At 61.2% G+C, this 26,668-nt stretch carries 25 protein-coding genes and 1 other RNA gene; 6 read left to right on the forward strand and 20 right to left on the reverse strand.

Annotated elements, in window-relative coordinates:
* Window positions 1-189 precede the first annotated feature (189 nt).
* Window positions 190-1,209, forward strand: coding sequence for a tyrosine recombinase XerC (locus tag B5G40_RS02785; protein ID WP_087398691.1), 1,020 nt, complete (start codon window positions 190-192; stop codon window positions 1,207-1,209).
* 81 nt (window positions 1,210-1,290) lie between these two features.
* On the opposite strand, the gene B5G40_RS16580 is transcribed toward B5G40_RS02785, so the two are convergent.
* The 6 genes from B5G40_RS16580 to B5G40_RS02810 all read right to left on the reverse strand — a co-directional run bounded on the left by B5G40_RS16580 (window position 1,291) and on the right by B5G40_RS02810 (window position 7,074).
* Entirely contained in the window at window positions 1,291-1,797 is a 507-nt protein-coding gene (locus tag B5G40_RS16580) for a hypothetical protein (RefSeq protein WP_143383355.1), read from the reverse strand.
* Between the two features lie 202 nt (window positions 1,798-1,999).
* Window positions 2,000-2,737 carry a hypothetical protein gene (locus B5G40_RS02790; protein WP_087398692.1) on the reverse strand — a complete coding sequence of 246 codons (738 nt, stop codon included), beginning with the start codon at window positions 2,735-2,737 and terminating at the stop codon, window positions 2,000-2,002.
* 12 nt (window positions 2,738-2,749) lie between these two features.
* Window positions 2,750-4,078, reverse strand: a complete 1,329-nt coding sequence (locus tag B5G40_RS02795; RefSeq protein WP_087398693.1) for a Mur ligase family protein — start codon at window positions 4,076-4,078, stop codon at window positions 2,750-2,752.
* Window positions 4,079-4,243: 165 nt separating this feature from the next.
* Window positions 4,244-5,434 (reverse strand): pyridoxal phosphate-dependent aminotransferase, encoded by a 1,191-nt coding sequence (locus tag B5G40_RS02800; RefSeq protein WP_087398694.1) that lies wholly within the window; start codon window positions 5,432-5,434, stop codon window positions 4,244-4,246.
* 182 nt (window positions 5,435-5,616) lie between these two features.
* A complete protein-coding gene (locus tag B5G40_RS02805) occupies window positions 5,617-6,201 on the reverse strand; it encodes an ECF transporter S component (RefSeq protein ID WP_087398695.1) in 585 nt (194 codons plus the stop codon).
* A gap of 84 nt (window positions 6,202-6,285) precedes the next feature.
* Entirely contained in the window at window positions 6,286-7,074 is a 789-nt protein-coding gene (locus B5G40_RS02810) for a type III pantothenate kinase (protein ID WP_087330268.1), read from the reverse strand.
* A 240-nt stretch (window positions 7,075-7,314) separates the two neighbouring features.
* Here B5G40_RS02810 and B5G40_RS02815 point away from each other — a divergent pair, with 240 nt between their 5' ends.
* Window positions 7,315-8,238, forward strand: a complete 924-nt coding sequence (locus B5G40_RS02815; RefSeq protein ID WP_143383356.1) for a zinc ribbon domain-containing protein — start codon at window positions 7,315-7,317, stop codon at window positions 8,236-8,238.
* Between the two features lie 72 nt (window positions 8,239-8,310).
* On the opposite strand, the gene ligA is transcribed toward B5G40_RS02815, so the two are convergent.
* The 8 genes from ligA to murD form a co-directional block, all read right to left on the reverse strand.
* Window positions 8,311-10,293 (reverse strand): NAD-dependent DNA ligase LigA, encoded by a 1,983-nt coding sequence (ligA, locus tag B5G40_RS02820; RefSeq protein WP_087398697.1) that lies wholly within the window; start codon window positions 10,291-10,293, stop codon window positions 8,311-8,313.
* Window positions 10,235-10,927, reverse strand: coding sequence for a VanZ family protein (locus B5G40_RS02825; RefSeq protein ID WP_087398698.1), 693 nt, complete (start codon window positions 10,925-10,927; stop codon window positions 10,235-10,237). The genes ligA and B5G40_RS02825 overlap by 59 nt, the downstream gene beginning before the upstream one ends.
* A gap of 61 nt (window positions 10,928-10,988) precedes the next feature.
* Complete coding sequence (gene yunB / locus B5G40_RS02830) at window positions 10,989-11,666, reverse strand: sporulation protein YunB (protein WP_087330277.1); 678 nt, start codon at window positions 11,664-11,666, stop codon at window positions 10,989-10,991.
* A gap of 50 nt (window positions 11,667-11,716) precedes the next feature.
* Window positions 11,717-12,964 (reverse strand): aminotransferase class I/II-fold pyridoxal phosphate-dependent enzyme, encoded by a 1,248-nt coding sequence (locus tag B5G40_RS02835; protein WP_087398699.1) that lies wholly within the window; start codon window positions 12,962-12,964, stop codon window positions 11,717-11,719.
* Window positions 12,965-13,043: 79 nt separating this feature from the next.
* Window positions 13,044-14,042, reverse strand: a complete 999-nt coding sequence (locus tag B5G40_RS02840) for a M42 family metallopeptidase (protein ID WP_087398700.1) — start codon at window positions 14,040-14,042, stop codon at window positions 13,044-13,046.
* A 4-nt stretch (window positions 14,043-14,046) separates the two neighbouring features.
* Window positions 14,047-15,072, reverse strand: coding sequence for a M42 family metallopeptidase (locus tag B5G40_RS02845; protein ID WP_087398701.1), 1,026 nt, complete (start codon window positions 15,070-15,072; stop codon window positions 14,047-14,049).
* Window positions 15,069-16,082, reverse strand: coding sequence for a M42 family peptidase (locus B5G40_RS02850; protein WP_087398726.1), 1,014 nt, complete (start codon window positions 16,080-16,082; stop codon window positions 15,069-15,071). The genes B5G40_RS02845 and B5G40_RS02850 overlap by 4 nt, the downstream gene beginning before the upstream one ends.
* A 31-nt stretch (window positions 16,083-16,113) precedes the next feature.
* Entirely contained in the window at window positions 16,114-17,505 is a 1,392-nt protein-coding gene (gene murD, locus B5G40_RS02855; RefSeq protein ID WP_087330286.1) for a UDP-N-acetylmuramoyl-L-alanine--D-glutamate ligase, read from the reverse strand.
* A gap of 117 nt (window positions 17,506-17,622) precedes the next feature.
* Between murD and rnpB the strand changes: the two genes are divergently transcribed.
* Window positions 17,623-18,073: RNase P RNA component class A (rnpB, locus tag B5G40_RS02860), an RNA gene on the forward strand.
* A gap of 107 nt (window positions 18,074-18,180) precedes the next feature.
* A complete protein-coding gene (locus B5G40_RS02865; RefSeq protein ID WP_087269584.1) occupies window positions 18,181-18,813 on the forward strand; it encodes a MerR family transcriptional regulator in 633 nt (210 codons plus the stop codon).
* Between the two features lie 45 nt (window positions 18,814-18,858).
* Here the strand turns inward: B5G40_RS02865 and B5G40_RS02870 are convergent, their stop codons facing one another.
* The 6 genes from B5G40_RS02870 to B5G40_RS02895 form a co-directional block, all read right to left on the reverse strand.
* Window positions 18,859-19,587: a YebC/PmpR family DNA-binding transcriptional regulator gene (locus tag B5G40_RS02870; RefSeq protein ID WP_087269581.1), complete on the reverse strand. Its 729-nt coding sequence runs from the start codon at window positions 19,585-19,587 to the stop codon at window positions 18,859-18,861.
* Between the two features lie 71 nt (window positions 19,588-19,658).
* Window positions 19,659-20,456, reverse strand: coding sequence for a Nif3-like dinuclear metal center hexameric protein (locus tag B5G40_RS02875; protein ID WP_087269578.1), 798 nt, complete (start codon window positions 20,454-20,456; stop codon window positions 19,659-19,661).
* Window positions 20,444-21,157 carry a tRNA (adenine(22)-N(1))-methyltransferase gene (locus B5G40_RS02880; protein ID WP_087188763.1) on the reverse strand — a complete coding sequence of 238 codons (714 nt, stop codon included), beginning with the start codon at window positions 21,155-21,157 and terminating at the stop codon, window positions 20,444-20,446. Before B5G40_RS02880 ends, B5G40_RS02875 begins: the two co-directional genes overlap by 13 nt.
* 54 nt (window positions 21,158-21,211) lie before the next feature.
* On the reverse strand, window positions 21,212-21,418 hold the full coding sequence (locus tag B5G40_RS02885) for a DUF1858 domain-containing protein (protein ID WP_087188762.1): 207 nt from the start codon (window positions 21,416-21,418) through the stop codon (window positions 21,212-21,214).
* Window positions 21,419-21,526: 108 nt separating this feature from the next.
* On the reverse strand, window positions 21,527-22,891 hold the full coding sequence (gene radA / locus B5G40_RS02890) for a DNA repair protein RadA (RefSeq protein ID WP_087269575.1): 1,365 nt from the start codon (window positions 22,889-22,891) through the stop codon (window positions 21,527-21,529).
* Between the two features lie 52 nt (window positions 22,892-22,943).
* Window positions 22,944-23,651 carry an N-acetylmuramoyl-L-alanine amidase gene (locus B5G40_RS02895; protein WP_087269572.1) on the reverse strand — a complete coding sequence of 236 codons (708 nt, stop codon included), beginning with the start codon at window positions 23,649-23,651 and terminating at the stop codon, window positions 22,944-22,946.
* A 160-nt stretch (window positions 23,652-23,811) separates the two neighbouring features.
* Between B5G40_RS02895 and B5G40_RS02900 the strand changes: the two genes are divergently transcribed.
* On the forward strand, window positions 23,812-24,264 hold the full coding sequence (locus tag B5G40_RS02900; RefSeq protein ID WP_242955426.1) for a YhcH/YjgK/YiaL family protein: 453 nt from the start codon (window positions 23,812-23,814) through the stop codon (window positions 24,262-24,264).
* 189 nt (window positions 24,265-24,453) lie between these two features.
* A complete protein-coding gene (locus tag B5G40_RS02905; protein WP_158099471.1) occupies window positions 24,454-26,667 on the forward strand; it encodes a C69 family dipeptidase in 2,214 nt (737 codons plus the stop codon).
* Window position 26,668 lies beyond the last annotated feature (1 nt).

The raw sequence follows: 26,668 nt of genomic DNA on the forward strand, positions 1-26,668 counted from the left end.
GGGCGTGTCTGTTCGGAACTGACAAACAAAACACATACAACAGCATTTTTTATTTTGTTGCAGCAGCCGCCGGCGGAGCCGGGCCGTCTGAGGCCTGGCCGGGGCCGGCTGGAGGGACCCCTCCGGACCTCAACTACGAACTCAACAAAATAAAAATTTTGTTGAGTTGAGAGGAGGGGGAAAGCCCCCATGGACCACAATGACTACAAATTGACCGCTCCTGAGCTGCTCCGCAACTTCCTGGTCTACCACGAGACCATTCAGGGCCACTCCAAGAAAACCGTGGACGAATACTATCTGGATCTGCGCAACTTCTTCCGCTACATCAAGCTGGAAAAAGGCCGGGTGCCCCGTGACACGCCGCTGGATCAGATCGACATTGACGACCTGGATCTGGATCTGGCCCGTTCGGTGAATCTCAGTGACGTGTACAGCTACATGAGCTACCTCAGCCGTGACCGGGTCAAGCACGCCAACAGCCCCACTTCCGGCTACGGCCTGGAGCCCTCCGCCCGGGCCCGCAAGATCGCCGCCATCCGCTCCTTTTATAAGTATCTCTCCAGCAAGGCCAAACTGATCGGCGAAAATCCCATGCAGGACCTGGATTCCCCCCGGCTGAAGAAATCCCTGCCCCGGTATCTGTCCCTGGACGAGTCCATTATGCTGCTGGAGGCCGTGGACGAGCCCAACCGGGCCAGAGATTACTGCATTTTGATCCTGTTTCTTAACTGTGGGCTGCGCATTTCAGAGTTAGTCGGCCTTAACTTGACCGATGTACGGCAGGAGCAGCTCCGTGTGCTGGGCAAAGGCAACAAAGAACGGATGATTTTCCTCAACGAGGCCTGCCGGGACGCTCTGGACGACTGGCTGGCCGAGCGCAACAACCAGGCGGCGGCGGACAAAAACGCCCTCTTCCTCACCCGCTCCCACACCCGCATGACCACGGCTGCTGTCCATTATATGGTAAAACAGCGGCTTTTGAAGGCGGGCCTGGACCCGTCTCTCTACTCCAGCCACAAGCTGCGCCACACCGCCGCCACCCTGATGCTGCAAAACGGCGTGGACGTGCGGACCTTGCAGGAGGTGCTGGGCCACGAGAACCTGAACACCACCCAGATCTATACCCACGTGGACAACGAGAACCTCCGTGCCGCCGCCAAGGCCAATCCCCTTGGAAAGGCGCGAAAAAAGATCAAAAAGAGTGAATAACAGAGGGCGGGTCTGAGACCCGCCCTCTGTGCGTGTGCCCTTTGCTGACCCGCTGGCCGTTCACCATCACCTGACAGAAAATCACCTCGTTGGAGGATCACATATCATGCAAGCTGTATACCCTTTGTATATTGCATTCTCTACGTTATAAATATATATCGGTCTATCTCTTACATATTTACAGTCAAATCTATGGTATTTTTCTCCTGTAGTAGTAACTATAACCGCGTTTTCTCTCCAAAAAAATAATTCTGTGTTTTGTTCTTCTAGTTCTTCCTTTATTCCATCTCGATCTTGCTCAATTTCGTTTTTCCTATTAAGCAAATTATCGTATTTTAATCTTGCATCATTTAATTCACTCTCTGTTTTTGCAATAGCTGTTTCTGTTTGCTTTCCCAATGAATAGCAGAAAATTATAAGAGTTATTGATAAAGAAAATGATATTACTGAAAAAACAAATCTAAGTTTTATTTTTTCATCGTTCTTTATTGAAATAATAAACAATATTACCGCTGCAACAGCAGCAGCAACCATAAAAATGCTTAATCTTGTTGTATCAGTAACAAGATCAAAACCTTCGATACTCATGTAACGCCTCCATTCTTTTATTACAGTTTTGTAATTTTCCTTTATATAAAGAAAACCTGCTAGAAAATTTAGTTCTGGTGAGAACCAAAAACACTCTATCACATTAGTCCAAATTTGTAAACCTAATCCAGCCCTCTGCTTCCTTATGAGGAGAGCTTTACAACAAAAAATGGCCGCCAAATGGCGGCCATTTTTTCTATCTTCACTTGTTCGCCAGCGCGGACAGCTCCTCCAGGGTGACCTGGTAGGCCTTTTCAGCATGGATCAGCCAGTCCGGCTTGTCCGCCGGCACCGGCAGGGTCTCTCCCCTGTTTTCCAGGATGCGCTCCGCAATCCAGGCCAGGAAGGCCGGATTCTTCACCAGCACCGGCCCGGTGATGTGGGTGCCCACCACGTTGCCGTGGCGGAAACCCTCAGGGCCAACCTCCTTCTCATTGCCCATGCCCATGGTCATGGCCTCAAAGATCGGGGTCTCTACCCCACTGGTGTGGGAGCACTTGTTCATAAAGCCCACCACCGGCTCCGGGAACAGGTCGGTCTTGGCGATGGCGTCGTGGGGCACCCGCTTGTCGGTCTCCACGGTGGCAAAGCCCCCAAAGCCCAGGCCCTCATACACCGTCCCCTTCTGGTCGGTGATGGAGGCACCCAGCAGCTCCATGGCGTTGCCGGTGAAGAGCACCTGAGAACCCTCCGCCGCCTCTTTCAGAGCGTCTTTATAAGGCGTCAGCCAGCCCAGAGCGGCCTTCTGGGTGCGCTCGGTGCCAGCCCCCATGTAAATGAGGTCGGCCCCGGTAAAGTCGGGAGCCTCGTCACAGCCCACGGCCTTGACCTCCACCTCAGCGCCCCGCCAGGTGAGATAGCGGGACAGCAGCGTGAGATTGGCGTACTCCCCGTACAGGCTCATGGCCTCGGGGTAGAGATGCAGCAGTTTGATATTCATATCCACCCCTCCTTATTCCGTCCGCTGGACCCGGCTGAGCAGCTTGTCCCGGTCGGAGAAGCAGGTGACCACATACAGGTCCTCTTCCCCGTCCTGCTCCAGCAGCTCCGCTGCCTGGGCCACGGTGTCCAGGCAGGTGATCTTGTCCTGGGGCACCGCCGAGCAGTCAAACCGCAGGGCCAAGTCGTTGACATACTTGCCGCACAGCACCACACGCTTCACATGAGGGGCGGAAAGCTGGTCGAAGTCGATGTCCCACAGCCAACTGGTCTCGCCGGTGAAGTATTTGCGGCTGATGGCGTCCACGATGACCAGTACCGAGCAGTCCTTGCCGGTGTCCTTGATATACCGCAGGTTAGTGTCGTAGGCCACCGAGTTCTCGTGCTTGCTGGTGAGCAGGGTGCCGTGGTGCCCCCCCAGAGTGAAGGTGACCATCCGGCCGTTCTTCAGGATGTAGCTGCCCAGCACACTGGCGATGGTGGCCTTGTCCACCCCGCACAGCCGGCACAGGGACCAGGCCGCCAGGATGTTGTACACGTTGTAGATGCTGCGGAAGCTGAGGGCAATCTCGGTATCCCCGTCCAGCACCAGCTTGCCCTCCTTCAGGTCCAGGCCGGTGGCGGCAAAGTCGGGCTCGTGGCGGTGGTGGCCGCAGGCGGTGCAGCGGTAATGGCCCACCTGATTGTAATGGTAAAGGGTATACTCCATTTTCCCTTTACACACCGGACACCGGGCGCCGTCATGGTACACGCCGTGATGCTCCTTGGTAGCCCCCTCCCAGGCCTCCAGACCGAACCACTTCACCTTGTCGTGGCCCTGGGCGAAGCAGGACACCAGGGGGTCGTCGGCGTTGAGCACCAGGGTGGTGTCGTCGTGGATGGCGGGCAGGATGGCGTCGTACACCCACTCTGGATGGCCGTTGCGGGTAAGCTGATCCCGGTACAGGTTGGTGATGACAAAGTGGGTGGGATGGAACCACTTGAAGCTGTAGCGGGCGTAGCGCTCGTCGCTCTCCAGCAGCAGCACGTCCCCCTTCATCTTCCCGCCCAGGGTGCAGTGGGTGAGGATGAGGGTGGTGACGCCCTCGATCTGGTTGGAGCCCTCGGCGTTGTACACCACGTCCTTCCCCGCCGCATGCAGCACCGAGGCGATCATCTCCACGGTGGAGGTCTTGCCGTTGGAGCCGGTGACGGCGATGACGTAGGAGGGCAGCTTTACCCGCCGCAGTACGTCAGGGCACAGTTTTAAGGCAAATTGGCCGGGCAGGCTGCTGCCCTTCCCTACCAGCTTGCCCACGAAGCGCAGGATCTTGCACAAAATGATGGCCAGCACCATTCTCATGGACAGTTCACTCCTTATTGAATGCGTACCTTACATTATACCCACCCCTATGGCAGGAAGTCAACGGCCTGAGGCGGATTGGCGGGGATTTTGTCATTCCCCGATTCCCCGCCGGGCCGATAAAAAAGAGACCGCCGACGGCGGTCTCTTTTCACAGGGCGGAACTTACTCCGCCAGGAACTTCTTCAGACGGGCCAGGCCCTCCTTGATGTTGTCCATAGAGGTGGCGTAGGACCAGCGGACGAAGTTGGGGGCGCCGAAGCCGGAGCCGGGCACCACGGCCACCAGGCCGTACTTCAGGAAGGCGTCGGCAAACACGTCGTCGTTGGTGATCTCCACGCCGTGGATGGTCTTGCCGATGAGCTCATTCAGGTTCATCATCACATAGAAGGCGCCCTCAGGCATGATGCAGCTGACGCCGGGGATGGCGTTCATCTCCTTGACGATGAAGTTGCGGCGCTCCTCAAAGGCCTTCTTCATGGTGAGCACCTCATCCTGGGGACCGCTGAGGGCGGCGGCAGAGGCCTTCTGGGAGATGGCCACCGGGGAGCCGGTGGAGTGGCTGACGTAGTTGGCCATGATCTTGGCGATCTTGGCGTTGGCGCAGGCGTAGCCGATGCGCCAGCCGGTCATGGCGTAGGCCTTGGACACGCCATTGATGAGGATGGTGCGCTCCTTGGCGTCCTCGCTGAGGGAGGCGAAGCTGGTAAACTCCCGGCCGTCGTACACCAGGCAGGCGTAGATCTCGTCGGAGATGACGTACAGGTCGGCCTTGGCGCACACCGCCTCCAGAGCCTCCAACTCCTCCCTGCTGTACATCATGCCGGTGGGGTTGGAGGGGTTGTTGAGGATGATGGCCTTGGTCTTGTCGGTGATGGCCCCCTCCAGCTTGTCGGCGGTGAGCTTGAAGTGCTCGGCCTCGGTGGCGGTGACCACCACGGGCACGCCGCCCACCATCTTGATGAGCTCAATGTAGCTGACCCAGTAGGGCGCGGGCAGAATGACCTCGTCGCCGGGGTTGACGATGGCACGCAGAGCCAGGTACACCAGGTGCTTGGCGCCGCTGCTCACCACCACCTGGGCGGGCTTGTAGTCCAGGCCGTAGTCGGCCTTCATGCGGTCGCACACCGCCTGACGCAGCTCCACGGTACCGGCTGCGGGGGTGTAGCGGGTCACATTGTTCTGGATGGCGGCAATACCCGCCTCCTTGATGGCGTCGGGGGTATCAAAGTCGGGCTCACCGGCGCCGAAACCGATGACGTCGATGCCGTCGGCCTTCATCTGCTTGAACATGGCGTCAATGGCCATGGTGGTGGACGCCTGGACGGCCTCCGCGATCCTGGACAGCTCTTTCAATGGAATCTCTCCCTTGTATCCGTTTTCTTGACATATTATATGCGTCGACTTGCAGAATTGCAAGTCCTTATTTGAAAAACTTCCTGGTTTTTGAATGAGCACAAGCCTCAAAATGCAAAATGGACTACCGACAAGCAGAAAAAGCGGGCGGCCCGAAGGCCGCCCGCTGGCATATTGGGATGTCAGGACCGCTTTCTGGCCCCCACCACCCGGACGATCACCGTGCTGAGGACCAGGTTGATGGCCAGCTCCAGCAGGAAGTTGACGCCGGTCATGATAAAGATGATGTAGTAGATCAAGTCAGTACCACCGGCCCAGGCCACCAGGATGTCGTAGAAGAACACGGCCAGACCCACACAGAAGATGCCGGTATTCACCACCGGGCAGACGATACCGGCGGTGATGGCGGCTCCCATGGGGGAGCGGCGGGACAGGCCCCGGAACACCAGGCCGGACACAAAGCCGGCGGCAGCGCCCTTGACAATACACAGGGCGGCGGTGAGCAGCGGGTTGGCGGTAAAGAGGACGTTTCCGCCGTAGTCCCAGCCTGCAATACAGGCGATGAGCACCACCACACCGAACACAGCGCCCAGCCAGGCGCCTGCGCCCGCGCCGTACAGGGCCGCGCCGATGATGATGGGGGCCAGGGCCAGGGTGATGGAGAAGGGGCCGAACTTGACAAAGCTGGCGACTACCTGCAGGACCACGATAATGGCCGTCATTAAGGCCAGTCCGGTCAGGCGTCTGGTTTTTTCGTTTGCTCTCATGGTTACTTCCCTCCTGCTGCCGCTCCTGTCTGAGGATGCAGCGCACGTTTATTTACCCACGGCAATGTGCCGTTGAGTACCAGGTCAGGCCCTCCTGGGCTTCCGGCTGTTCTTCTGGTGGAGCAGGTAGAGCCCCCGCATCACCAGGTCGGCGTCGTAGTGGACGGTGCGCTTGCAGTAGCGCAGGATACGGGGCGCGCTGCCGCCGGTGGCCACCACGGTAACGGGGCTGCCCGCCGCCGCCTCCATCCGGTCGATGACGCCGTCCAGCATGGCGGCGTGGCCGTAGAGAGCGCCGGAGCGCATGGCCTCCTCGGTGGTGCGGCCCAGCAGCTCCACCGGGGCGGTGGTCTCCAAAGAAATGGGAGGCAGGGCGTCCGCCCGGTCCCACATGGCCTCCAGCGCCAGGGTCAGGCCCGGCATAATGACGCATCCCTCATACACGCTGCCCACGATCAGGGAGGCCGAGGTGGCGGTACCCAGGTCCACCATGACGATGGGGCTGGGATAGGCGGCAATGGCCGCCACCGCCGAGGCCACGATGTCGCTGCCCAGCTGATTGTGGATCTCGGCTTTGATGTTAAGCCCGGTCTTGATGCCGGGCCCCACCACCATGGGCGTCTTGCCGGTGAGCCGGGTGAGGGCATCGGTAAAGACGGCGGTGAGCGGAGGCACCACGCTGGACAGGATGGTCCCATCCACCGCCTTCACGTCGGCGCCGTAGAGTCCGAACACGCCCAGCAGGTCAATGGCACACTGGTCCCGGGTCTTGTTCCGGGAGGTCTCCAGGGTGGCCCGGAAGAGCAGCTTGCCCTCCCCGTTAAACAGACCTACCGTGGTGGTGGAATTACCTACGTCTACCGCCAGCACCATGCCGCCCGCTCCCTTCTATTCCTTGGTGATCAGGATCCAAAATATTGTAGCAGTTTTGGGCCGGAGCGTCAAGGGCGGCGGTTGGCGAACAAAACCGCCGCCGGAGCCCCACGGGTCAATATGCTTAGCGAAACAGGAAGGAATTCAGCAATATACTTGATTCATTCGCACTTTAAGAGTATCCTATATAAGGGTAATTGTGTAAGTTTGTGGATATTAAAAGGTGCCCATTCAATCGATATGAGAGATGGAGGAAATAAAGAGATGCGAGAACAAACAGGGGGGTTTTGCCCACAGTGCGGTGCTCCCGCCGGATTAGATGCAGTATTTTGCGGAAAATGTGGGAAGCAGTTACCAGCCAAAGGGAGAAATTCGTGGGCGCTCCCTATCACACTATTGCTGTTTTTTGCAGTCAGTAATATCACGGGAGCACTCGTCTCCTGGGCATTTGCTGGTCTGGGATTGGCTGTGGTTTTCGTTTTATGGATCACAAAGTGCATCAAGCCAGAGAGAATAGAGCTTAGTGCATTATGTATTCCCATAGCAGTTCTGCTATTGGAAGGGCTGAGAAATCTGGGATTTGGGGTTGTTTTCATTTTCGCAGAACGATTTATGGGACAATATGGTGCCATATCGTCTTTCTATGCTTCGTCTGTTTTTCCTTCTATCGAAAACACCTATGGAGCAAACGCATTGTGGCTTTGGGGACTGTTGATATGGTTTCTGCTTCTTCGCAGCAATACGGTAAGACAAAAAGGAATCCATTACTTAATCGTTGGGATTGGACTTGTCATTTGGTCTTTGGTGCTTACGCACATGGTGCCGGGGCATATGCTTGCTATGGAACAAGGAATGCCCGCAGAAATCCTCCATTATTTCAACACTGCATATGAACAATACTTTACCTGGATGTTTTTGCGTCGGTTTCTCGTTTATTGCTTGTTCTGTTATGCCGGAACCAGACGTCTGGGACCTGTTGGCACGCTTATCTTCCCGGCAGTTGTTATTGTTGGAAGCATGATTCTTATGGTTTTTTGTTTTTACCAATTGAGTCTCGGAATGGTATCGATCGGTGCGTTGTCCTTCGGATACTTGTTTGGTGTCATAATTCTGCTGGCTGCGCTGATCAGAGAAAAGAAGAAGCAGAACCGAACAAGCTCCTAAACTGGCGTTACAAGGCCTGAAAAAAGGGTTCCGCCTGTACTAAATTTAGTACGGGCGGAACCCTTTTCTGTCTTATTCCTGTCCCAGCAGAGCCAGCAGCTCCTCCTCGGTGAGCACCGGGATGCCCAGGTCGTTGGCCTTTTGCAGCTTGGACCCGGCGGCCTCCCCCGCCACCACATAGCTGGTCTTTTTGGACACCGAGCCGCTCACCTTGCCCCCCTGGGCCTCGATGAGGGCGGCGGCCTCCTTCCGGTCCATGGTGGGCAGGGTGCCGGTGAGTACGAAGGTCTTGCCCGCCAGCTTGTCCCCCACCGGGGCCTCGGTGCTGTCGAAGGACACCCCCGCCTGCCGCAGGGCCTCGATGAGGTGGCGGCTCTGGTCATTGGCAAACCAGTCCAGCAGGCTTTGGGCCGTAATGCCGCCGATATCGGGCACGGCGGTGAGCTCCTCTTCACCGGCGTTCATGAGGGCGTCCAGAGTGCCAAACCGGGCGGCCAGCACCTTGCCCGCCTTCTGCCCTACCTGCCGGATGCCGAAGGCAAAGAGCAGCCGCCCCAGCCCGGCGGATTTGGACTTCTCGATGGCGGCCATCAGGTTTTCCGCACTCTTCTTTCCCATCCGCTCCAGAGGCTCCACCTGGTCGGCGGTAAGGCTGTACAGGTCGCCGGGACCCTTCACCAGTCCCGCACCCACCAGGCTCTCCACCACGGCGGGGCCCAGACCTTCGATGTCCATGGCGTCCCGGCTGGCGAAGTGGACGATGTGCCGCAGCCGCTGGGCGGGGCACTCGGCGCCGGTGCAGCGGATGTGGGCCCCGTCCTCATCCCGGGCCACGGGAGCCCCGCACACCGGGCAGTGGTCGGGCAGATGATAAGGTACCGTGCCCTCAGGGCGCTTGTCCTTAATGACCGACACAATCTCGGGGATGATCTCTCCCGCCTTCTGAACCAGCACCGTGTCCCCAATGCGGATGTCCTTCTCGGTGATGAAGTCCTGGTTGTGAAGGGTGGCATTGGTGACGGTAGTACCTGCAAGGCGCACCGCCTTTACAACCGCCTTGGGCGTAAGGACACCGGTCCGTCCCACCTGCACCACAATGTCCTCCACCACGCTCTCCTTCTGCTCGGGGGGATACTTGTAGGCAGCGGCCCACCGGGGGAATTTGGCGGTGGAACCCAGGGTGGTTCGGTCTGCAAGGTTATTTACCTTTACAACCGCGCCGTCGATGTCAAAGGGGAACTCCTCCCGGCCGTCCCCCAGGGCGGCAATGCGCTCCGCCGCCTCCTGGATGGAATGACAGGTGTAATGGGGAATTACTTTAAAGCGCTGTTCCCCCAAGTATTCCAGGGTTTCGGTGTGGGTGGTGAAGGACTTCCCTTCGGCCCACTGGACGTTGAACACCCGGATGTCCAGCTTGCGGGAGGCGGCGATCCTGGGGTCCAGCTGCCGCAGAGAACCGGCGGCGGCGTTGCGGGGGTTGGCAAAGAGGGCCTCGCCCCGCAGCTCCCGGTCGGCATTGAGCTGCTCAAAGCTCTTCTTGGGCATGAACACCTCGCCCCGGACGATGAGGGAGGGCAGGGCCTCAGGCAGACGCAGGGGGATGGAGGGGATGGTCTTGAGGTTCTCGGTCACGTCCTCCCCCACCTGGCCGTCACCACGGGTGGCGCCCCGGACAAAGAGGCCGTTCTCGTACTCCAGCGCCACCGACAACCCGTCCACCTTGGGCTCCACGTCGTACTCCACCCCGCCTGTCAGGGCGTCCTGGACCCGCTGGCCGAAGTCGGCCAGCTCCTCAAAGGAGAACACGTCCTGGAGGCTCTCCAGGGGGACCCGGTGGTGGACCTCGGCGAAGCCGTCGGCTACCTTGCCACCCACCCGCTGGGTGGGCGAATCGGGGGTCACCAGCTCGGGGTACTTGGCCTCCAGCTCCTCCAGGCGGCGCAGCTTGTGGTCGAAGTCGTAGTCGCTCATGCTGGGGTTGTCCAGCACGTAATATTCATAGTTGGCCTGCTCCAGCTCCCGGCGCAGGCTTTGGATCTCCTGTTTCTCGTCCATGGCGGACCTCCACTTGGAATTTTCGGGTGAGTTTGGGGGCCAGCTTGCCCAGCAGCAGAGCAATGAGCCCGCCCAGGAAAGCCCCCGTGGTGTTGAGGATCAGGTCGTCCACATCGGTGGAGCGGTTGACGAACAGCTGTAAAAACTCGATGGTAAGGGACACGCAGAAGCCCACCACCAGCCCCTTCCACCACCGGGGTTTCCGCCACAGCAGGTTGGCAAAGAAGCCTATGGGCACAAAGATCAGGGCGTTGGCCGCCGCCATATAGAAGGTCCAGCTGCCAATGGTCTGGAAACTATCCAGAAAATAGGGTGTCCATCCAATATACTGCACCGATTCGCTCAGGGGCGTGATGGGGAAAAAGGGCCGCAGCCCCTGAAAGGCCTCCTGCCAGTGGGATACCGTCCAGAAGTTTGCGGGAAAGACCGTCAGGGCCGCCAGTCCGGCGCAAAAGAGCACAAACGCCAAGAGGCCGATCTCCCGCACCACGCCGCTTTGCAGCCCCCGGCGGTACAGCCCCCGCCTTCTGTGATGCAGCAGGGCCAGAAAACAGCCCGCGGCTATGGCCATACAGGGCAGCATCTGTTTGATATAATCCAGCGTAATCTCCAGATACCACAGCAGGTCGTCCATACAATCGCCTCCTTTTCCCTTATCATACCACAGGGAAAAGAGGCCGTGTCTTACGCTTTTCTTACGAACCGGCAGCGGGCAGCCCCAGATAGGTGTCTGGCACCTCCCCCACCAGCAGGGTCTCGGCCACACACACCTGAGCGGTGACGCTGGTCTCTGCCCGCCCGCCGGGGATGAGGAGGGTGACCTCCACTGTAATGTCCAGCATGATCTGGTGCAGGGTCTGGTTGATGCCCTGGGCGGTAAACCGGTTGGAGAACTCCGCTTTGGGTACCGCCGCCGTCAGTACACCCACTGGCAGCGTGGGCCCCCAGTCGGAGGCGGTGGAGAAGCCGGTGAGGCTGCCCAGCGGCACCCCCAGCTCCTGGGCGTCCAGTCCCTCCACCTGTTCCAGAACCTCTTGCAGAATCTGCGTACGCAAGGTATTCAGCTTGACAGAGTCCACCGCCAGCAGGGATACCTTGCCGCTCTCGTCCCGCTCCACCGTCACCAGGTCGGCATAGGCCACCCCCTGGTCGGCCAGGGTGGCGGTCACCGCGTCGTTGACGATGCCGGTGATCTTGTTCTGGGCCTGAACGGTGGCCAGGGTGGTGACGGCGGGCCGCAGGGCGGCGTCCAGCAGCCAGATCACCAGCAGCGCCAGACCGATTCCCACCGCAGCCGCCAGCAGCAGGCCTCCCCCCCGCCGCCGGACATGGAATCTGCGGCGGGGGGACCACATCCGCAAGGACCGCCTCATGGCCTCACCCCCTCAGGGCAGGCTATGCGGGGGCCGGTTCGTCCTATGCCTTAATCCTTGAGCAGTTCCTCTACCGCCAGCATAACGCCGGCCTTGCCGCTCTCATAGGTGAGGCCGCCCTGGAAGTAGGCGGTGTAGGGCTCCCGCATGGGGGCGTCGCAGGACAGCTCGATGGAAGCGCCCTGGATGAAGGCGCCGGCGGCCATGATGACCGGGCAGTCGTAGCCCGGCATATCCCAGGGCTCGGGGGTGACGTAGGAGTCCACGGGAGCGCCGAACTGGATGCCCTTGCAGAACTTCTTCAGGGGCTCGGGAGAGCCGAAATGGACCATCTGGATGATGTCGTGGCGCACCGCGTCAGAGGCGGGCTCCACCTGGTAGCCCAGCAGCTCCATGATCCGGGCGGCAAAGACGGCGGTCTTGACGGCCTGGGCGGTGGTGTGGGGGGCAAGGAAAAGTCCTTGATAGAGGCTGCGGTTGGCCCCGAAGGTGGAGCCGCACTCCTTGCCGATGCCGGGGGTGGTGAGCCGCATGGCGGCACCCTCAATGAGGTCATGGCGTCCGGCGATGTAGCCGCCGGTGGGAGCCAGACCGCCGCCCGGGTTCTTGATGAGGGAGCCCACCACCAGATCGGCACCCACCTGGGTGGGCTCGATGGTCTCCACGAACTCGCCGTAGCAGTTGTCTACCAACACGGCAGCGTTGGGGTTATTGTCCTTGACCACCTTGGCCAGTGCGCCGATCTCGGCCACCGACAGAGAGGCACGGGTGGCGTAGCCGCGGGACCGCTGGATGAGCACCGCCTTCACCCGGGGGTCACGTACGGCCTCCGCCAGCCCCACCGGGTCGGGGGCGTTGTCAACCAGATCTACTTGCCTGTATTCGATGCCGTAGCTTTTCAGGGAACCGGGGCCCTTGTCCACCACGCCGATAACCCCCAGCATGGTGTCGTAGGGGGCGCCCACGGCGGACACCAGAATGTCGCCGGGCTTGAGGGCGCCGAAGAGGGCGCAGGAGATGGCGTGGGTGCCGTTGACAAACTGCACCCGCACCAGAGCGTCCTCGGTGTGGAAGAGGTCGGCGTAGATCAGGTCCAGGGTATCCCGGCCCAGATCGTCGTAGCCGTAGCCGGTGGTACCGGCGAAGTGGGCCTCAGCCACCCGGTGCTTCTGGAAGGCAGCCAGCACCTTCTGGGTGTTCTCCTCGGCGATGGCGTCGATGCGGGCAAACTGCTCCGCCAGGTCGGCCTGGGCCTGCGCCGCCAGGGCTTTTACTTTGTCGCTGATCTGTAAAGACATTTTCCTTGATCCATCCTGTTCTATCTATGGTTTGTGGGTTTGGCGGGACGTCGGAGACGCCCCACCATTTTCAGAGAAATTACGCCTCCAGCTTGGCCTGAGCGAAGGCGGCGGTCAGGGCCACGCAGGCCTCGATGTCGTCCAGGTCGGCCACCTCCATGGGGGTGTGAACGTACCGGGTGGCCACCGAGATGCCGCCGGTGTATACGCCGGAGCGGCTCTGATGGATGGCGCCGGCATCGGTACCGCCGAAGCGGAGGATGTCCCGCTGGTAAGGAATATTCCTTGCCTGTGCCAGATCCTCCAGGGTTTTCACCACCGCCGGGTGGCAGATGACCGAGCTGTCCATCACTTTGATGGCGGCGCCCTTCCCCGCCACGCTGGAGCACTCGTGGGGAGCGTCGGGGATGTCGTCGGAGTCGGTCACGTCCACGGCGATGCCGTAGTCAGGGGCAATGCCGTAGGCGGCGGTGCGGGCGCCCCGCAGGCCCACCTCCTCCTGAACGGTAAAGACAAAGTACAGGTCGTTGCCGGCGTGCTTGATGCGCTCCATGGCTGAGAGCAGGATGGCACAGGCGATGCGGTCATCCAGATAGGGGGAGAAAATCTTGCGGCCGCTGACAAAGGGAGTGGTGTCAAATACGGCGGTGTCCCCCACCTGCACCATGGTCTTGGCATCGGCCTGATCCTTGGCGCCGATATCAATGTAAAGGTGATCCAGTTTCCAGTCCTTGGGCTCCACCTTTCCCTGGACCGCCACCACGCCCCGGGTGCCGTTGCGGAACCGGACGGGGGTGCCGGGCAGGTCGTGGGCGGACAGGCCGCCCACCTGGCCGAAGCGCAGGTAGCCATGCTCGTCGATGTGGGTGATGATGAAGCCGATGGAGTCCATGTGGGCGGCAAACATCACCCGGGGGCCGGTGCCCTGCTTGTGGCAGATCAGGTTGCCCAGAGCGTCAGTGGTGATCTCGTCCACATAGGGGGCGGCCAGGGTCCGGATGGCGGCAGCCACCTGGCCCTCGTTGCCGGAGGGGCCGTGGCAGGCGTTGAGGGCCTGCATGATCTCTAAAATATCCATATGGTCAGTCCTCCTTGGACAGATGGTTGATGAATGCCCGGGTCAGCTGGAGCATGGCCTCGATATCCTCGGCGCTGGCCAGGGTGGCAGGGGTGTGGGGGTAGCGCACGGGGGCGGCAATCACCGCCGTACGCACGCCGGAAGCGGCCCGCTGGACCGCCATGGCGTCGCCGGAGCCGGTGGTGGCCTCCCGGAGCTGCCAGGGGATGTTCTGTTCCTCCGCCAGCTTCCGCAGGGTCTCAAAGAGCTTCCGGTCCACGATAACGCCCTTGTCCATAATGGGGAGCACAGCGCCCCTGCCCAGGGCGCAGGCCTTTTTGTGGGCGGACACCCCGGCCAGATCGGCGGCGGAGGCTCCCTCCAGCACCAGAGCAATCTCCGGCTGCACCGAGAAGGCGGCGCCGAAGGCACCTCTTGCCCCCACCTCCTGCTGGGCGGTGAACACGAAGGTGCAGTCCATGGGCAGCTCCTCCCGCATAAGCCACAGCAGCACGGCGCAGCCGATGCGGCTGTCCAGGGCCCGGCCCTTCAGCAGGCCGTTTCCAAAAAGCTCAGGAGTGCTGTCAAAGGCGGCCACGTCTCCCAGACGGACCAGCTTTTCCGCCTCTTCCTTGCTCTTGGCTCCAATGTCCAGGTAGAATTCGTCCAGCTTGGGGACGTTCTTCTCCTCGTCCCGGCTCACCAGATGGTAGGCCTTCAAGCCCACCACGGCGGGCAGCAGCCTGGGCCCAACCAGCACTCGCTTGCCCAGCAGTACCCGGCGGTCAATGTGGCCCACCGTGTCGAATTTCAGGTAGCCCTCGTCGGTGATGGCGCGCACCATCAGGCCCACCTCGTCCATATGGGCGGTGAGCAGCAGCTTGTTGCCGGTGGCCTTGGCGCCCTCCTTGAAGGCAATGACATTGCCCATGGCGTCCACACGCAGCTCGGTGGCGTACTGACCGGCCACCTCCATCACGCAGTCCCGCACCTGGTCCTCCCAGCTGGACACGCCGGGCAGAGCGCACAGTTTTCTCAGCAGTTCCTTCACAGCTGCCCCTCCTTTCCCAGATCCTCCACAAAGGCGGCCAGCAGGGCCGCGGTGTGCTCCAGATCGGTGAGAGACAGCACCTCAATGGGGCTGTGCATATATTTCAGGGGCAGGGACAGCACCGCCGTGGCCACGCCCTCCCGGCTGATCTGCATCTCCCAGCCGTTGGTGCCGGTGTGGCCGCTCATGACCTCCTGCTGGAAAGGAATTTCCCTTTCCTGTGCCTTGTCCAGCAGCCTTTGAGTCATCCAGCGGGCCATGTTGGGGCCCACACCGATGGCGGGTCCCCCTCCCAGCACAAAGGTCTTGTCAGCGGGGCCGTCAGGGGTGCGGCCGTGGGTCACGTCCACGGCGATGCAGCAGTCGGGCTGCACCGCCCAGGTGCCCACGGTGGCGCCCACACCGGAGACCTCCTCCCGGGTGGAGCCCATGACGTACACATCCATGTCCAGTTCCTTATCCTTCAGCAGCTCCATGCAGCGCAGCAGAATGGCGAAGCAGGACCGGTCGTCCATGGCCTTGCCGCACATCTGGTCCTCCCCCAGAGGGAAGCAGGAGCCCCGGTACACCATGGGGGTGCCCACCAGCTGTTCCGCCTGCTCCTGGGTCAGACCGGCGTCTATCACCAGTTCAGCGATGGGCACGGACTTGCTCTCGTCATCCTGCTCGGGGCCGGGGCTGGCCACCATGCCTACCATGGGGGGCTGAGTCAGAATGGTCACCTCCCGGCCGGGCAGCATCCGGGGGTCCACCCCGCCGATGGTGCGGAACCGGAGGTAACCCTCCTCCGCCCCGGTGACGATGAGGCCGATCTCATCCAGATGGGCGTCCAGCAGAACCTTCCCGGCGTCCGGTTTGCCGCAGCGGCGCACACCAATCAGGTTGCCCATGCGGTCGATGCTGGTCTCATCCACCAGGGGGGCCAGCAGGGCCTGGGCGGCCTGTGCCGCCGGGGTCTCAAAGCCGGAGGGCGCCGTGCAGCCGCACAGGGTCTCCAGCACAATTTTCATATCCAAATGTAACTCCTCCTTATGAGGCTATTTATGACAATCCATAAATGATCTTCTTGAAGGCGGCGCCACGCTCCATAAAGTTCTTGAACTTGTCAAAGGAGGCGCAGGCGGGAGACAGGATCACCACGTCACCCGGCTTGGCAGCCTTGTGGGCGGCCAGTACCGCCTCCTCAAAGCCGTCGATGACGGTGATGGGCAGGGCGGCGGGGAGGTAATCAGGGCAGTTCTCCACGGCGGCCTTGATCTTCTCCGCGGTATCACCTGTGAGGAACAATTCCTTTACATGGCCGATGATCTCAGGGCCAAGCACGTCGAAGGGGATGTGCTTGTCGTAGCCGCCGGCGATGAGGATCACCTTCTGGTGGAAGGAGCGCAGGCCGGCAATGGTACGGGAGGGGCTGGAGGCGATGGAGTCGTTGTAGTACTTCACACCGTTCAGGGTGCGCACCAGCTCAATGCGGTGCTCCACTCCGGCAAACTTCTGGGCGAAGTCCCGCACCACCGGATCGGGCACCAGGCCGTCCAGGGCGGTAATAGCCGCCATATAGTTCTCCACGTTGTGGGTGCCGGGGAGCAGGATGTCGGCTACCGGCAGCACCGGGCGCTCGTGCATCTCGTTGCGGACCCAGATCGCCCCATCCCGCAGGAAGGCGCCCCGGGCGGGCTCGGACAGGCGGCTGAACATGGCCACCCGGCCCTGAGCCTCCCCGGCAAAGCCGTGGGTGATCTCGTTGTCGGCGTTGACCACCAGCAGATCCTGTTCGCTCTGATGGAGGAAGATGTTCTCCTTGGCCTCAATGTACTCCTCCATGGACTTGTGGACGTCCAGGTGGTTGGGGGCCAGGTTGGTGACCACGGCGATGTTGGGGCTCCGGTCCATGGTCATCAGCTGGAAGGAGGACAGCTCCAGCACAGCGATGTCCCCCGGCTCCATGCCGTCCACGTCGGGCAGCAGGGGCTTGCCGATGTTGCCGCCCACATAGACGGTCTCTCCCGCCGCCTTGAGCAGCTCGGCGATGATGGTGGTGGTGGTGGTTTTTCCGTCGCTGCCGGTGACAGCGATGGTGCGGCAGGGGCAGACCTGGAAAAAGACCTCCATCTCAGAGGTGAGGATGGCCCCCTTCTGCTGGGCAGCCACCAGCTGGGGCAGGTCGGGCCGCATACCGGGTGTGCGGAAGATGACCTCAAAGTCCAGGTCCTCCAGGTAGTCCTCCCCCAGCTTCAGGGTGGCGCCCAGGCTCTCCAGCTCCTCGGCCAGACCGGCGAAGGCGCTCATGGGCTTTTTGTCGCAGGCGGTGACCTTCACACCCGCCCGCAGCAGCATTTTGATCAGGGGGGTGTTGGACACGCCGATGCCGATGACGGCCACCCGCTTGCCCTTCAGACCCGCCAGATATTCCTGTATGGTGGAACGCTTCATAACAGTTCCTCCCTTTTCATAGTTTAACCAATTTATTATATCCCACCTGAAGAGAAAATGCAAACGCTGAGCGCTTTTGATTTGACAATCCGGGCAAGATAGCGTAAAATAGTCGGGCAAGCAAGCTGGACAGCCGCGCCTGCGGGGCGAAAGGCCCGTGGGTGAGGAAAGTCCGGGCTCCATAGGGCAAGGATAACGGGTAACACCCGCCGGGGGCGACCCTAGGAAAAGTGCAACAGAAATAGACCGCTGGCCGGTTGCCTCCATGTGGAGGCGGATGCATCACGGCGGCCGCAGGCCGACGTGATACACCCATTTTCCGAAACTAGGAACAGGACCGCCTTCAGATGGAGGCGACCGGCCAGTAAGGGTGGAAAGGCGAGGTAAGAGCTCACCCGATGGCGTGCCAAGCGTCCATCGCTGTAAACTCTATCCGGAGCAACGCCGTGGAGGGACAACAGGCCGGCCCGGCCGTCCCGGGGAGGCGGCTTGAGCGTACCGGCAACGGTGCGTCGAGATAGATGGCTGTCTTAAAGGACAGAACCCGGCTTACAGGCTTACTTGCAGATATGATGGCCCGGAGCGTGCAGCTCCGGGCCATCTTTTTTTGCAAAATCCCTTGACTCTTCCCTTACGTCAGATGGTACACTGTCCTTACCCAAGGAGGGATGGCCCATGAAAATGAAGGAAGTATGCGCCCAGACCGGTCTGACAGAGCGGGCGGTGCGGTTCTATGTGCAGGAAAAACTGGTGGTTCCCCTGGCCCAGCGCCGGGGCGGACGGACCTGGCTGGACTTCTCCCCCGCCGACGTGGACCGGCTGAAAGCCATCTCCACCCTGCGGAAGGCGGGCTTCACCCTGGAGGAGATCCGCGCCATGATCGAGGATTTTCAGAAGAACGCCTCCAGGGCGGCCTTTTCCCTCCGGCAGCGGCTCCAGGCGGCCATAGACGCCTACGACAAGCTGCGCTTCACCGACACCGCCCAGGCCAGCGGCCTGGAGGATTACGCCGCCCTGCTGGAGCGGGAGGTCAAGGGCCGTCCCATCCCGGAGTCCGACCGGGTCCACACCGGAATGGACAGTTCCAAGCTGGAGGCCTTCTGCATGGTGTGGGCGGTATATTTCATGTTTCGGTTTTACGTCTTTTTGCTGGAACACTTCTCCGACTACTCCGTCCTGCTGTATGCCGCCTCCTGGAATCCGCTGGTTTTTCTTCTGCTCTTTGCAGTCATTCCCCTGCCCATCGCCCTGGTGCTGGGCAGCAAGGCGGGCAAATGGATCTGCCGGCATTTGGAATATATTCCATGAGAAAAGGAGCCTGCCGCAAATGCGGCAGGCTCCTTTTTTATAAACTCAGCCCTGATCCCAGTTGTGCCAGACGTTCTGAACGTCGTCGTTGTCCTCCAGCAGGTCAATGAGCTTCTCCATGTTCTTGATGTCGTCCTCATTTTCCAGCTTGACGTAGTTCTGGGGCACCATCTCCACGGCGGCCTGAACGAAGGTGTAGCCCTTCTCCTCCATGGCGGCCAGCACAGTGCCGAAGGAATCGGGGTCGGTGTACACCTCAAAGACCTCGTCCTCCACCTGCATATCGTCGGCGCCGCAGTCCAGAGCGTCCATCATGACGGTGTCCTCGTCCAGGTCCTCTTTCTCGATGATGATGACGCCCTTGCGGTCAAAGGACCAGGACACGCAGCCGGTGGCACCCAGGCCCTTGCCGTACTTGTCCAGCAGGTGACGGACCTCAGGGGCGGTGCGGTTACGGTTGTCGGTGAGGGCGTCCACGATGACGGCCACGCCGGAGGGACCGTAGCCCTCATACACCACGTTCTCGTAGCTGTCGGTGTTGCCGGAGCCCAGAGCCTTATCGATGGTGCGCTTGATGTTGTCGTTGGGCATATTGGCCGCCTTGGCCTTGGCGATAACGGTGGCCAGGCGGGAGTTGTTGTTGGGGTCGCCGCTGCCGCCGGTCTTGACGGCCACGATCATCTCGCGGGCGATCTTGGTGAAGATCTGGGAGCGCTTGGCGTCGGCCGCGCCCTTGGTCTTCTGAATATTATGCCACTTGGAATGTCCTGACATTGGTACTCGTTCCCTTCTCGTCGAAAATCAGCGCATCTAGTTTATCACTTTTTCTGTGGCTTGACAAGCCCTCACAGGTAGGAAAACACCTCTTTATGGGTCTGGGTGGTGAGCACCTCCACCTTGGGGAAGCCGTCAGTCAGCCACTTGGCCAGCACAGGCACCACCACCTGCTCGGTGGGATAGTGGCCGGCGTCGATGAGGTTGACCCCCAGAGCCTTGGCGTCCAGGAAGCCGTTGTACTTCACATCGGCGGTGACAAAGGTGTCGCAGCCCAGAGCCAGAGCGTCCTTGAGCATATCGGCGCAGGCACCGCCGCCCACGGCCACCCGGCGCACCGGGCGGCGTGCATCCACAAAGCGCACCCCGTTTGCCCCCAGCGTCTCCTTCACGAAGGCGGCGAAGGCGGGGGCGTACATGGGCACTCCGGCGGTGTTGCCCACCCGGCCGATGCCGTAGGGCCGGCCGGAGGAATCCACCCCGTCCTGCTTGAGCTGCTCAATGTTGGTAAGACCCAGCTTGCGGGCCAAGGCGTCGTTGACACCCCCACACACCGCGTCCAGGTTGGTGTGGGCGCACACGGCGGCGATGTTGTGCTCCACCAGGGAGAGTAGGATACGCCCGTCAGGGGTGGCGTCAGTCACCGACTTGGCGGGGAAAAAGATCACCGGATGGTGGGACACAATGAGCTGGCACCCCAGCTGAGCGGCCTCAGCCACCACCTCTTCGGTGATGTCCAGGCTCACCAGCACCTTGTCAACGGTCCGGTCCCCCCGGCCCACCAGAAAGCCTGCGTTGTCAAAGTCCATCTGGAGGGAAAAAGGGGCCAGCCCATCCAGATACTGATAGATCTCTCTTACGGTTGCCATGACAGCCACTCCTCTCGCAGTTCCAGCAGGCCCCGGTGGGCCCGCTCCATTTCGTCCAGACGCCCGGCGTCGGCGCTCCGGGTGGAGCGGCGCAGCCCCTCCACCGCCCGGCCGGTCTGGTCAATGAGCCGGTTTAAGTATTCGCTCCGCAGAGGGTCGGCCTCCCCCCTGCTCTGCCGGCCCGCCCACAGCTCACCGGCGGTGAGCTCCGGCATGGGTCCGGCCTTTACCTGGAAGGTCGTATAAATGGTATCCCCTTCCCGGGTCAGGATTTCCCGGGCAATGGTGTAGCCGTGCTCCTGGAGCCACAGCCGCAGCTGGGGCTGGGCGCTCATGGGCTGGAGGAGCAGCAGACAGTCCTCCCGCCACGTCCAGGGCGCGGCGGACAGGATGGCGGCGATGGTCTCGCCCCCCATGCCGGCGATGGCGATGGTGTCGGCCTCGCCGGGGCGCACCCCCGCCAGGCCGTCGCACAGCCGGAAGTCCATCTGCTCCGTCAGGCCGTATTTCTCCGCCGTGGCCCGGGCACGGTCCAGAGGCCCCTGCCGCAGGTCGCAGGCCAGAGCCTTTGTGATGATCCCCCGCTGAAGGAGCCACACCGGCAGATAGGCGTGGTCGGTGCCGATGTCGGCAAATTTGGCCCCCTGGGGCACCAGCTGGGCCACCGAGCGCAGCCGGGGAGTCAGTTCCATGGGACGCATCCCTTCACCTCCTACGAAAAAAGGAGCGGTCTGACCGCTCCTTTTTTACGGTTGTTACTGAGCAGCGCCCACGCTGGCGTTGATCTTGGCCAGCAGCTCGTCCACGTCCACGCCGTGGACCATGCAGGCCTCCTCCACGGTCTCGCCGCGGGAAGAGGGGCAGCCCAGGCAGTGCATACCGATGGACAGGAAGATGGGAGCGGTCTCGGGAGCGATGTCCAGGATATCGCCGATGATGGTATCTTTGGTAATCTGAGCCATAAAGGGAATACCTCCAAATTTCTAGGATATTGGTAGTATATCCGATTTTCTCCCTTTTTGCAAGAGAGACTTGCTTTTTATCCAAAAATTCTGGGCGGCTCCCCTACCTTATAAAAAGGCCAGGGCCTCCCGGATGTTGCGGACCTTGATGAGCTGGAGCCCATCGGGGACCTCCAGCTTGGCCCCGGTGCGCTGGGGCACCAGGCATTTGGTGAAGCCCAGCCGGTGGACCTCGCTGAGCCGCTGGCCCAGGGCGTTTACCGACCGCAGCTCGCCGGTGAGGCCCACCTCCCCGATGGCGGCCAGGTCGCCGGGCACCGGCCGGTCCCGGAAGGAGGAGGCCAGAGCCACCACCATAGCCAGGTCCGCGGCGGGCTCGTCCAGGTTGAGGCCGCCGATGACGTTGATGTAGGCGTCGCAGGAGCTGACCATCAGCCCGCCCCGCTTCTCCAGCACCGCCAGCAGCAGGTTGGCCCGGTTGAAGTCGAAGCCGTTGCAGGTGCGCCGGGGCACGTTGAAGCTGGTGGGGGCCAGCAGGGCCTGGACCTCCGCCAGCACCGGCCGCACCCCCTCCATGACGCAGGTGACGCAGGTGCCGGGGGTGTCCTGGGGGCGCCCGGCCAGCAGCATCTCCGAGGGGTTGGGTACCTCGGTGAGACCGGCGTCCCCCATTTCGAAGACCCCGATCTCGTTGGTGGCGCCGAAGCGGTTCTTGGCCGCCCGCAGGATGCGGTAGGAGTTCTGCTGCTCCCCCTCGAAGTAGAGCACGCAGTCCACCATGTGCTCCAGCACCTTGGGTCCGGCAATGGAGCCCTCCTTATTGACGTGGCCGATGACAAACACCGTCACCCCCCTGCCCTTGGCCAGATTCATCAGGGCCATGGTGCAGTCCTTCACCTGGCCGATGCTGCCGGGGGCGGCGGACAGCTCTCCGTTGTACATGGTCTGGATGGAGTCCACGATGAGCACGTCGGGCTGGAGGGCGGTCACCGCCTCCACCACGTCGTCCAGGTTGGTTTCCGCCAGCAGATAGAGCTCCTGCCCCCGCACCCCCAGCCGCTCGGCACGCAGCTTGATCTGCCGCTCGGACTCCTCGCCGGAGACGTAGAGCACCTTGGCAAACTTACATAGGTTCTGGCAGATCTGGAGCATGAGGGTGGACTTGCCGATGCCCGGGGCGCCGCCCACCAGCACCAGGGAGCCCTGAACGGCGCCGCCGCCCAGCACCCGGTCCAGCTCGTTCATGCCGGTCTGGAACCGCAGCTCCCGGGTGGTCTCCACCTCGTCCATGAGCCGGGGTTTGATGCTGCCCCGCCGCTCCCCCACCGTGGCCACGGCCGCGGCGCTCTTCCGCTTGGTCTCGGCGGGCTGCTCCACAATGGTGTTCCACGCCTTGCAGGCGGGGCACTGGCCCGCCCACTTGGGCAGCTCGTTGCCGCATTCGGTACAGTAAAACATGGTCTTTGCTTTCATGGGTGGATGATCCTCCCTTTATTCTTTGGTGTAGCCGCCCTGTACGGCGGCGTTACGATGTAAAATTGCCCTCATATTGCAGCCACGCCCCGGTGAGAGCGGCGGCCAGCTGGAGCTGATAGCCCTCCGAGCGCAGCTTGCCCTCCTCCTCCGGGTTGGACAGAAAGCCACACTCCACCAGAATGGCGGGGCGTGTGATATGGTTCATGAGGTAGACCGTGTCCGGAATGGGCTTGGCCTGGCGCTCATTGGTTTGGTCCACCGTCTGCCGCAGCACCTCCTGGGTGTGGACGGCAAACTCCTGACTCCCCTGGGTGGGGGCGTAAAACACCTGTGCCCCGTGGTACTTGGCGTTGGTGAACATATTCTGATGGATGCTCAGCAGCACCCCGTTTTCCGTCCCCTCCACCATCGCCACCCGGTTTTTCAGGTCAGAGACCTTCTTCTCTCTTAATGTATCCGCTTCCGAGTCGTGGAGAGACACGTCCTCCTGCCGCAGCACCACCGGCGCCCGGCCGCACAGCCCCAGCAGCAGGTCCAGCTTCTGGACGATGGCCAGATTGATCTGGCTCTCCGGCACGCCGGTGAGAGACACCGCGCCCCCGTCCTCCCCGCCGTGGCCGGCGTCCAGCACCAGAACAGGCCGTCCACTGTCCATAGGCCCCGCGGTCTGTACCGTGCCTCCCGGCCAGAACACCAGATAACCGGCGGTGGCCAGAGCCAGCACCCACAGCAGGGCCCACTGTCCGATCCGCTTCATACCGCTCCCCCCTTTTCAAGGAAGAATATGCGGCGGCGGGGCGGGATAGAAGAAACCGTCCCTGCTATTCTACCATGAAGCGCCCGGCTTGTCCAAATTTCTGTTGCCTTTTTGCCGCCCAGGGGCTAAGATGGAAACAACAACCATGGAGGTGAGCCCAATGGTCATTGATAAAATGAAAAACGCGCCCCTGTATTACGGTCTGGGCCAGCGGTTCCAGCAGGCCCTGGAGTGGCTGGCCAAGGTGGACCCGGATACCCTGACCCCCGGCCAGAGAGTGGACATCGACGGCGACAACGTGTACGCCACCCGGTTTGACGTGGACACCAAGCTCCCCGCCGACTGCAAACTGGAGTGCCACCGGGACTACGCCGATATTCAGTATGTGGTATCCGGCACCGAGGGCATGGGCTACTCCCTGCCCGACGCCCCCTTGAAGCAGCTCAGCGAGTACACCCCTGATATCCAGTTCTTTACCACCGACTGGGACACCCTCACCGTCCGGCCCGGCACCTTCTACATCGTCTGGCCCCAGGACCTCCACGCCCCCCGTGTGGCCCTGGAGTCCCCCGTGCCTGTGAAGGTCATTGTGGCCAAGGTAAAGCTCTCCTGACCGGCAAAAAAGGACCGCCCTCATCACCTGGGCGGTCTTTTTTTATGCCTCAGCTGATAAACGCCCTGGATGTGGTATGAAATTTTATGCAATATTTAATGAAATAATATTTGATTTATGCAGCGGGTGGTGCTATACTCAGAAACGCGTCCAAGAGACGATGGCAAATCTGTAAAAGGGATGAAGCAAATGAAACAGAAACGGTTGAAACAGCTTGGAGCGGCACTGCTGGCCGGTTCCCTGGTGGTAAGCAGCGGCGTCAGCGCCAGTGCCTGCTGTGGTCTGTATGTAGGCAGCCAGCAGTCAGAAAACGGCTCTACCTATGTGGGCCGCTCGGAAGACATCGGCAAGCTGTACGACAAAGTGTTTGAGGTGCGCCCGGCGGCCGATCACGCCGAGGGAGAGATGTATGAAGATACATACGGCTTCTCTATGCCCTATCCCTCCCATACCTATCGCTATACCGTGCTGCGGGACTCCATCGAGCAGGGCGAGTCTGTGGTGGATGAGGACGGCAACCTGGTGCGTGAGGCCTACGGCGAGGTGGGCATGAACGAAAAGGGCGTCTCCGTCAGCGCCACCGTGTCCACTTCCTATAACGCCAATGCCAAAGCCGCCGATCCCCTGGTGGATACCGGCATCTGCGAGATCTCCCTCACCTCCGTGATCCTGATGTCGGCAGACTCCGCTCGGGACGGCGTGGAGAAGCTGGCCGCCATCATCGATACCTACGGCTCCGGCGAGTGCAACTCCTTCACCATCAGCGATGCCAACGAGGTGTGGGACTTTGAGACCCTGTCCGGCCACCAGTATGTGGCCATGAAGATGCCCGACGACAAGGTGTCCGTCAACCCCAACATGGTGGTGATGAACGAGATCGACGTCTCCGACACCGAGAACGTGGTGGCCTCCGCCGACCTGATCTCCCTGCCTCTGGAGAACGGCTTCCTGGTGTCCTCTCAGCAGGGCAAGGTGGCCGATGACCAGATCACCAAGATCGACATCCAGAAGACCTACGGCTCCGAAGACTTCGGCAACGGCCAGTACTTCCGTTACTGGCAGGGCGTCAACTACCTGAACGAAGAGCTGTCCCAGTCCGTTTCCGTGGAGCGGGACGGTGAGGCTGCCCCCGAGGGCCCCTTCAATATGCTCTTTGAGGCCGATCATCAGCTGACCACCTACGAGGTGCTGCGGCTGCTGGCCTGCCGCGGCGAGGGTACTGAGTATGCCGCCGACAATAACCCGGAGAAGAATCCCAACGGCACCGCCATCGGCAACGAGCGCCAGGCCGAGTGCCATGTGTTCGAGATCCGCAGCGATATGCCCGAGGCTCTGGCCACCATCCAGTGGCAGACCATGTCCCGGGCTGAGTTCTCCGTCTACCTGCCCTACTACAGCAACCTGCTGACCGACACCTCCGACATCTTCCAGACCGAGTACAGCCCCAGCATCAAGGACATCGAGGAAGTGCTGGATGATGAGGACTTCCCTGCTGAGACTTCCGCCTACTGGGTATTTACCGCCATCAACGACCTGTGCGACAATGACCGGGAGCGCTATGGCGCCAACGTGAAGCTCTACTGGGAGAACTACCAGAAGGCCCTCATCGAGCAGCAGGAGGCAGTGGATGAGGCCATGACCGCCCTCTATGAGAAGAACCCGGAGCTGGCCGAGCAGGCCGCTACTGCCCTGGCCAAGGGCGTCTCCGAGGAGGCCTTTGCCAACGCCAAGACCATCCTCACTGAACTGTGGGCCTTTGTCAAGGCTGACCAGGCCGGTGAGCTGACCGAGGAGGACGTGTTTACCCCCTCTGTTCTGACCGAGAACAAAATGCCCACCTACTCCATGGATATGGCCTACAGCTTTGACGATGTGGACTCCTCCGCCTGGTATGCCGACGCGGTGTCCTATGTGGCAGAAAACGGCATCATGAACGGCGCCGGCAACGGCACCTTCGCTCCCGACACCGTGATGTCCCGGGCCATGCTGGTACAGGTACTGTACAACCTGGAGGGCAAGCCTGAGGCTGCCGACTGCACCTTCACCGACGTTGCGGCGGATGCCTGGTATGCCGATGCTGTGGCCTGGGCTGCCGACGCCGGTATCGTCACCGGTGTGTCCGACACCACCTTTGCCCCCGATCAGATGATGACCCGGGAGCAGATCGCCACCATCCTCTATCGCTATGCCGCCTACAAGAACTATGATGTGACGGCGTCCAACGATCTGAGCAGCTACACCGACGCCGGCCAGATCGGCTCCTATGCCGTTGAGGCCATGCAGTGGGCCAACGGCGCGGGCCTGATCACCGGCAGCACCGCTACCACCCTCAATCCCCTGGGCAGCGCCACCCGGGCGGAAGTGGCTACCATTCTGATGCGCTTCCTGGAGAGCGTGGGCTAAT

Source organism: Flavonifractor sp. An9, assembly GCF_002161245.1.
Taxonomy (GTDB): domain Bacteria; phylum Bacillota; class Clostridia; order Oscillospirales; family Oscillospiraceae; genus Flavonifractor; species Flavonifractor avicola.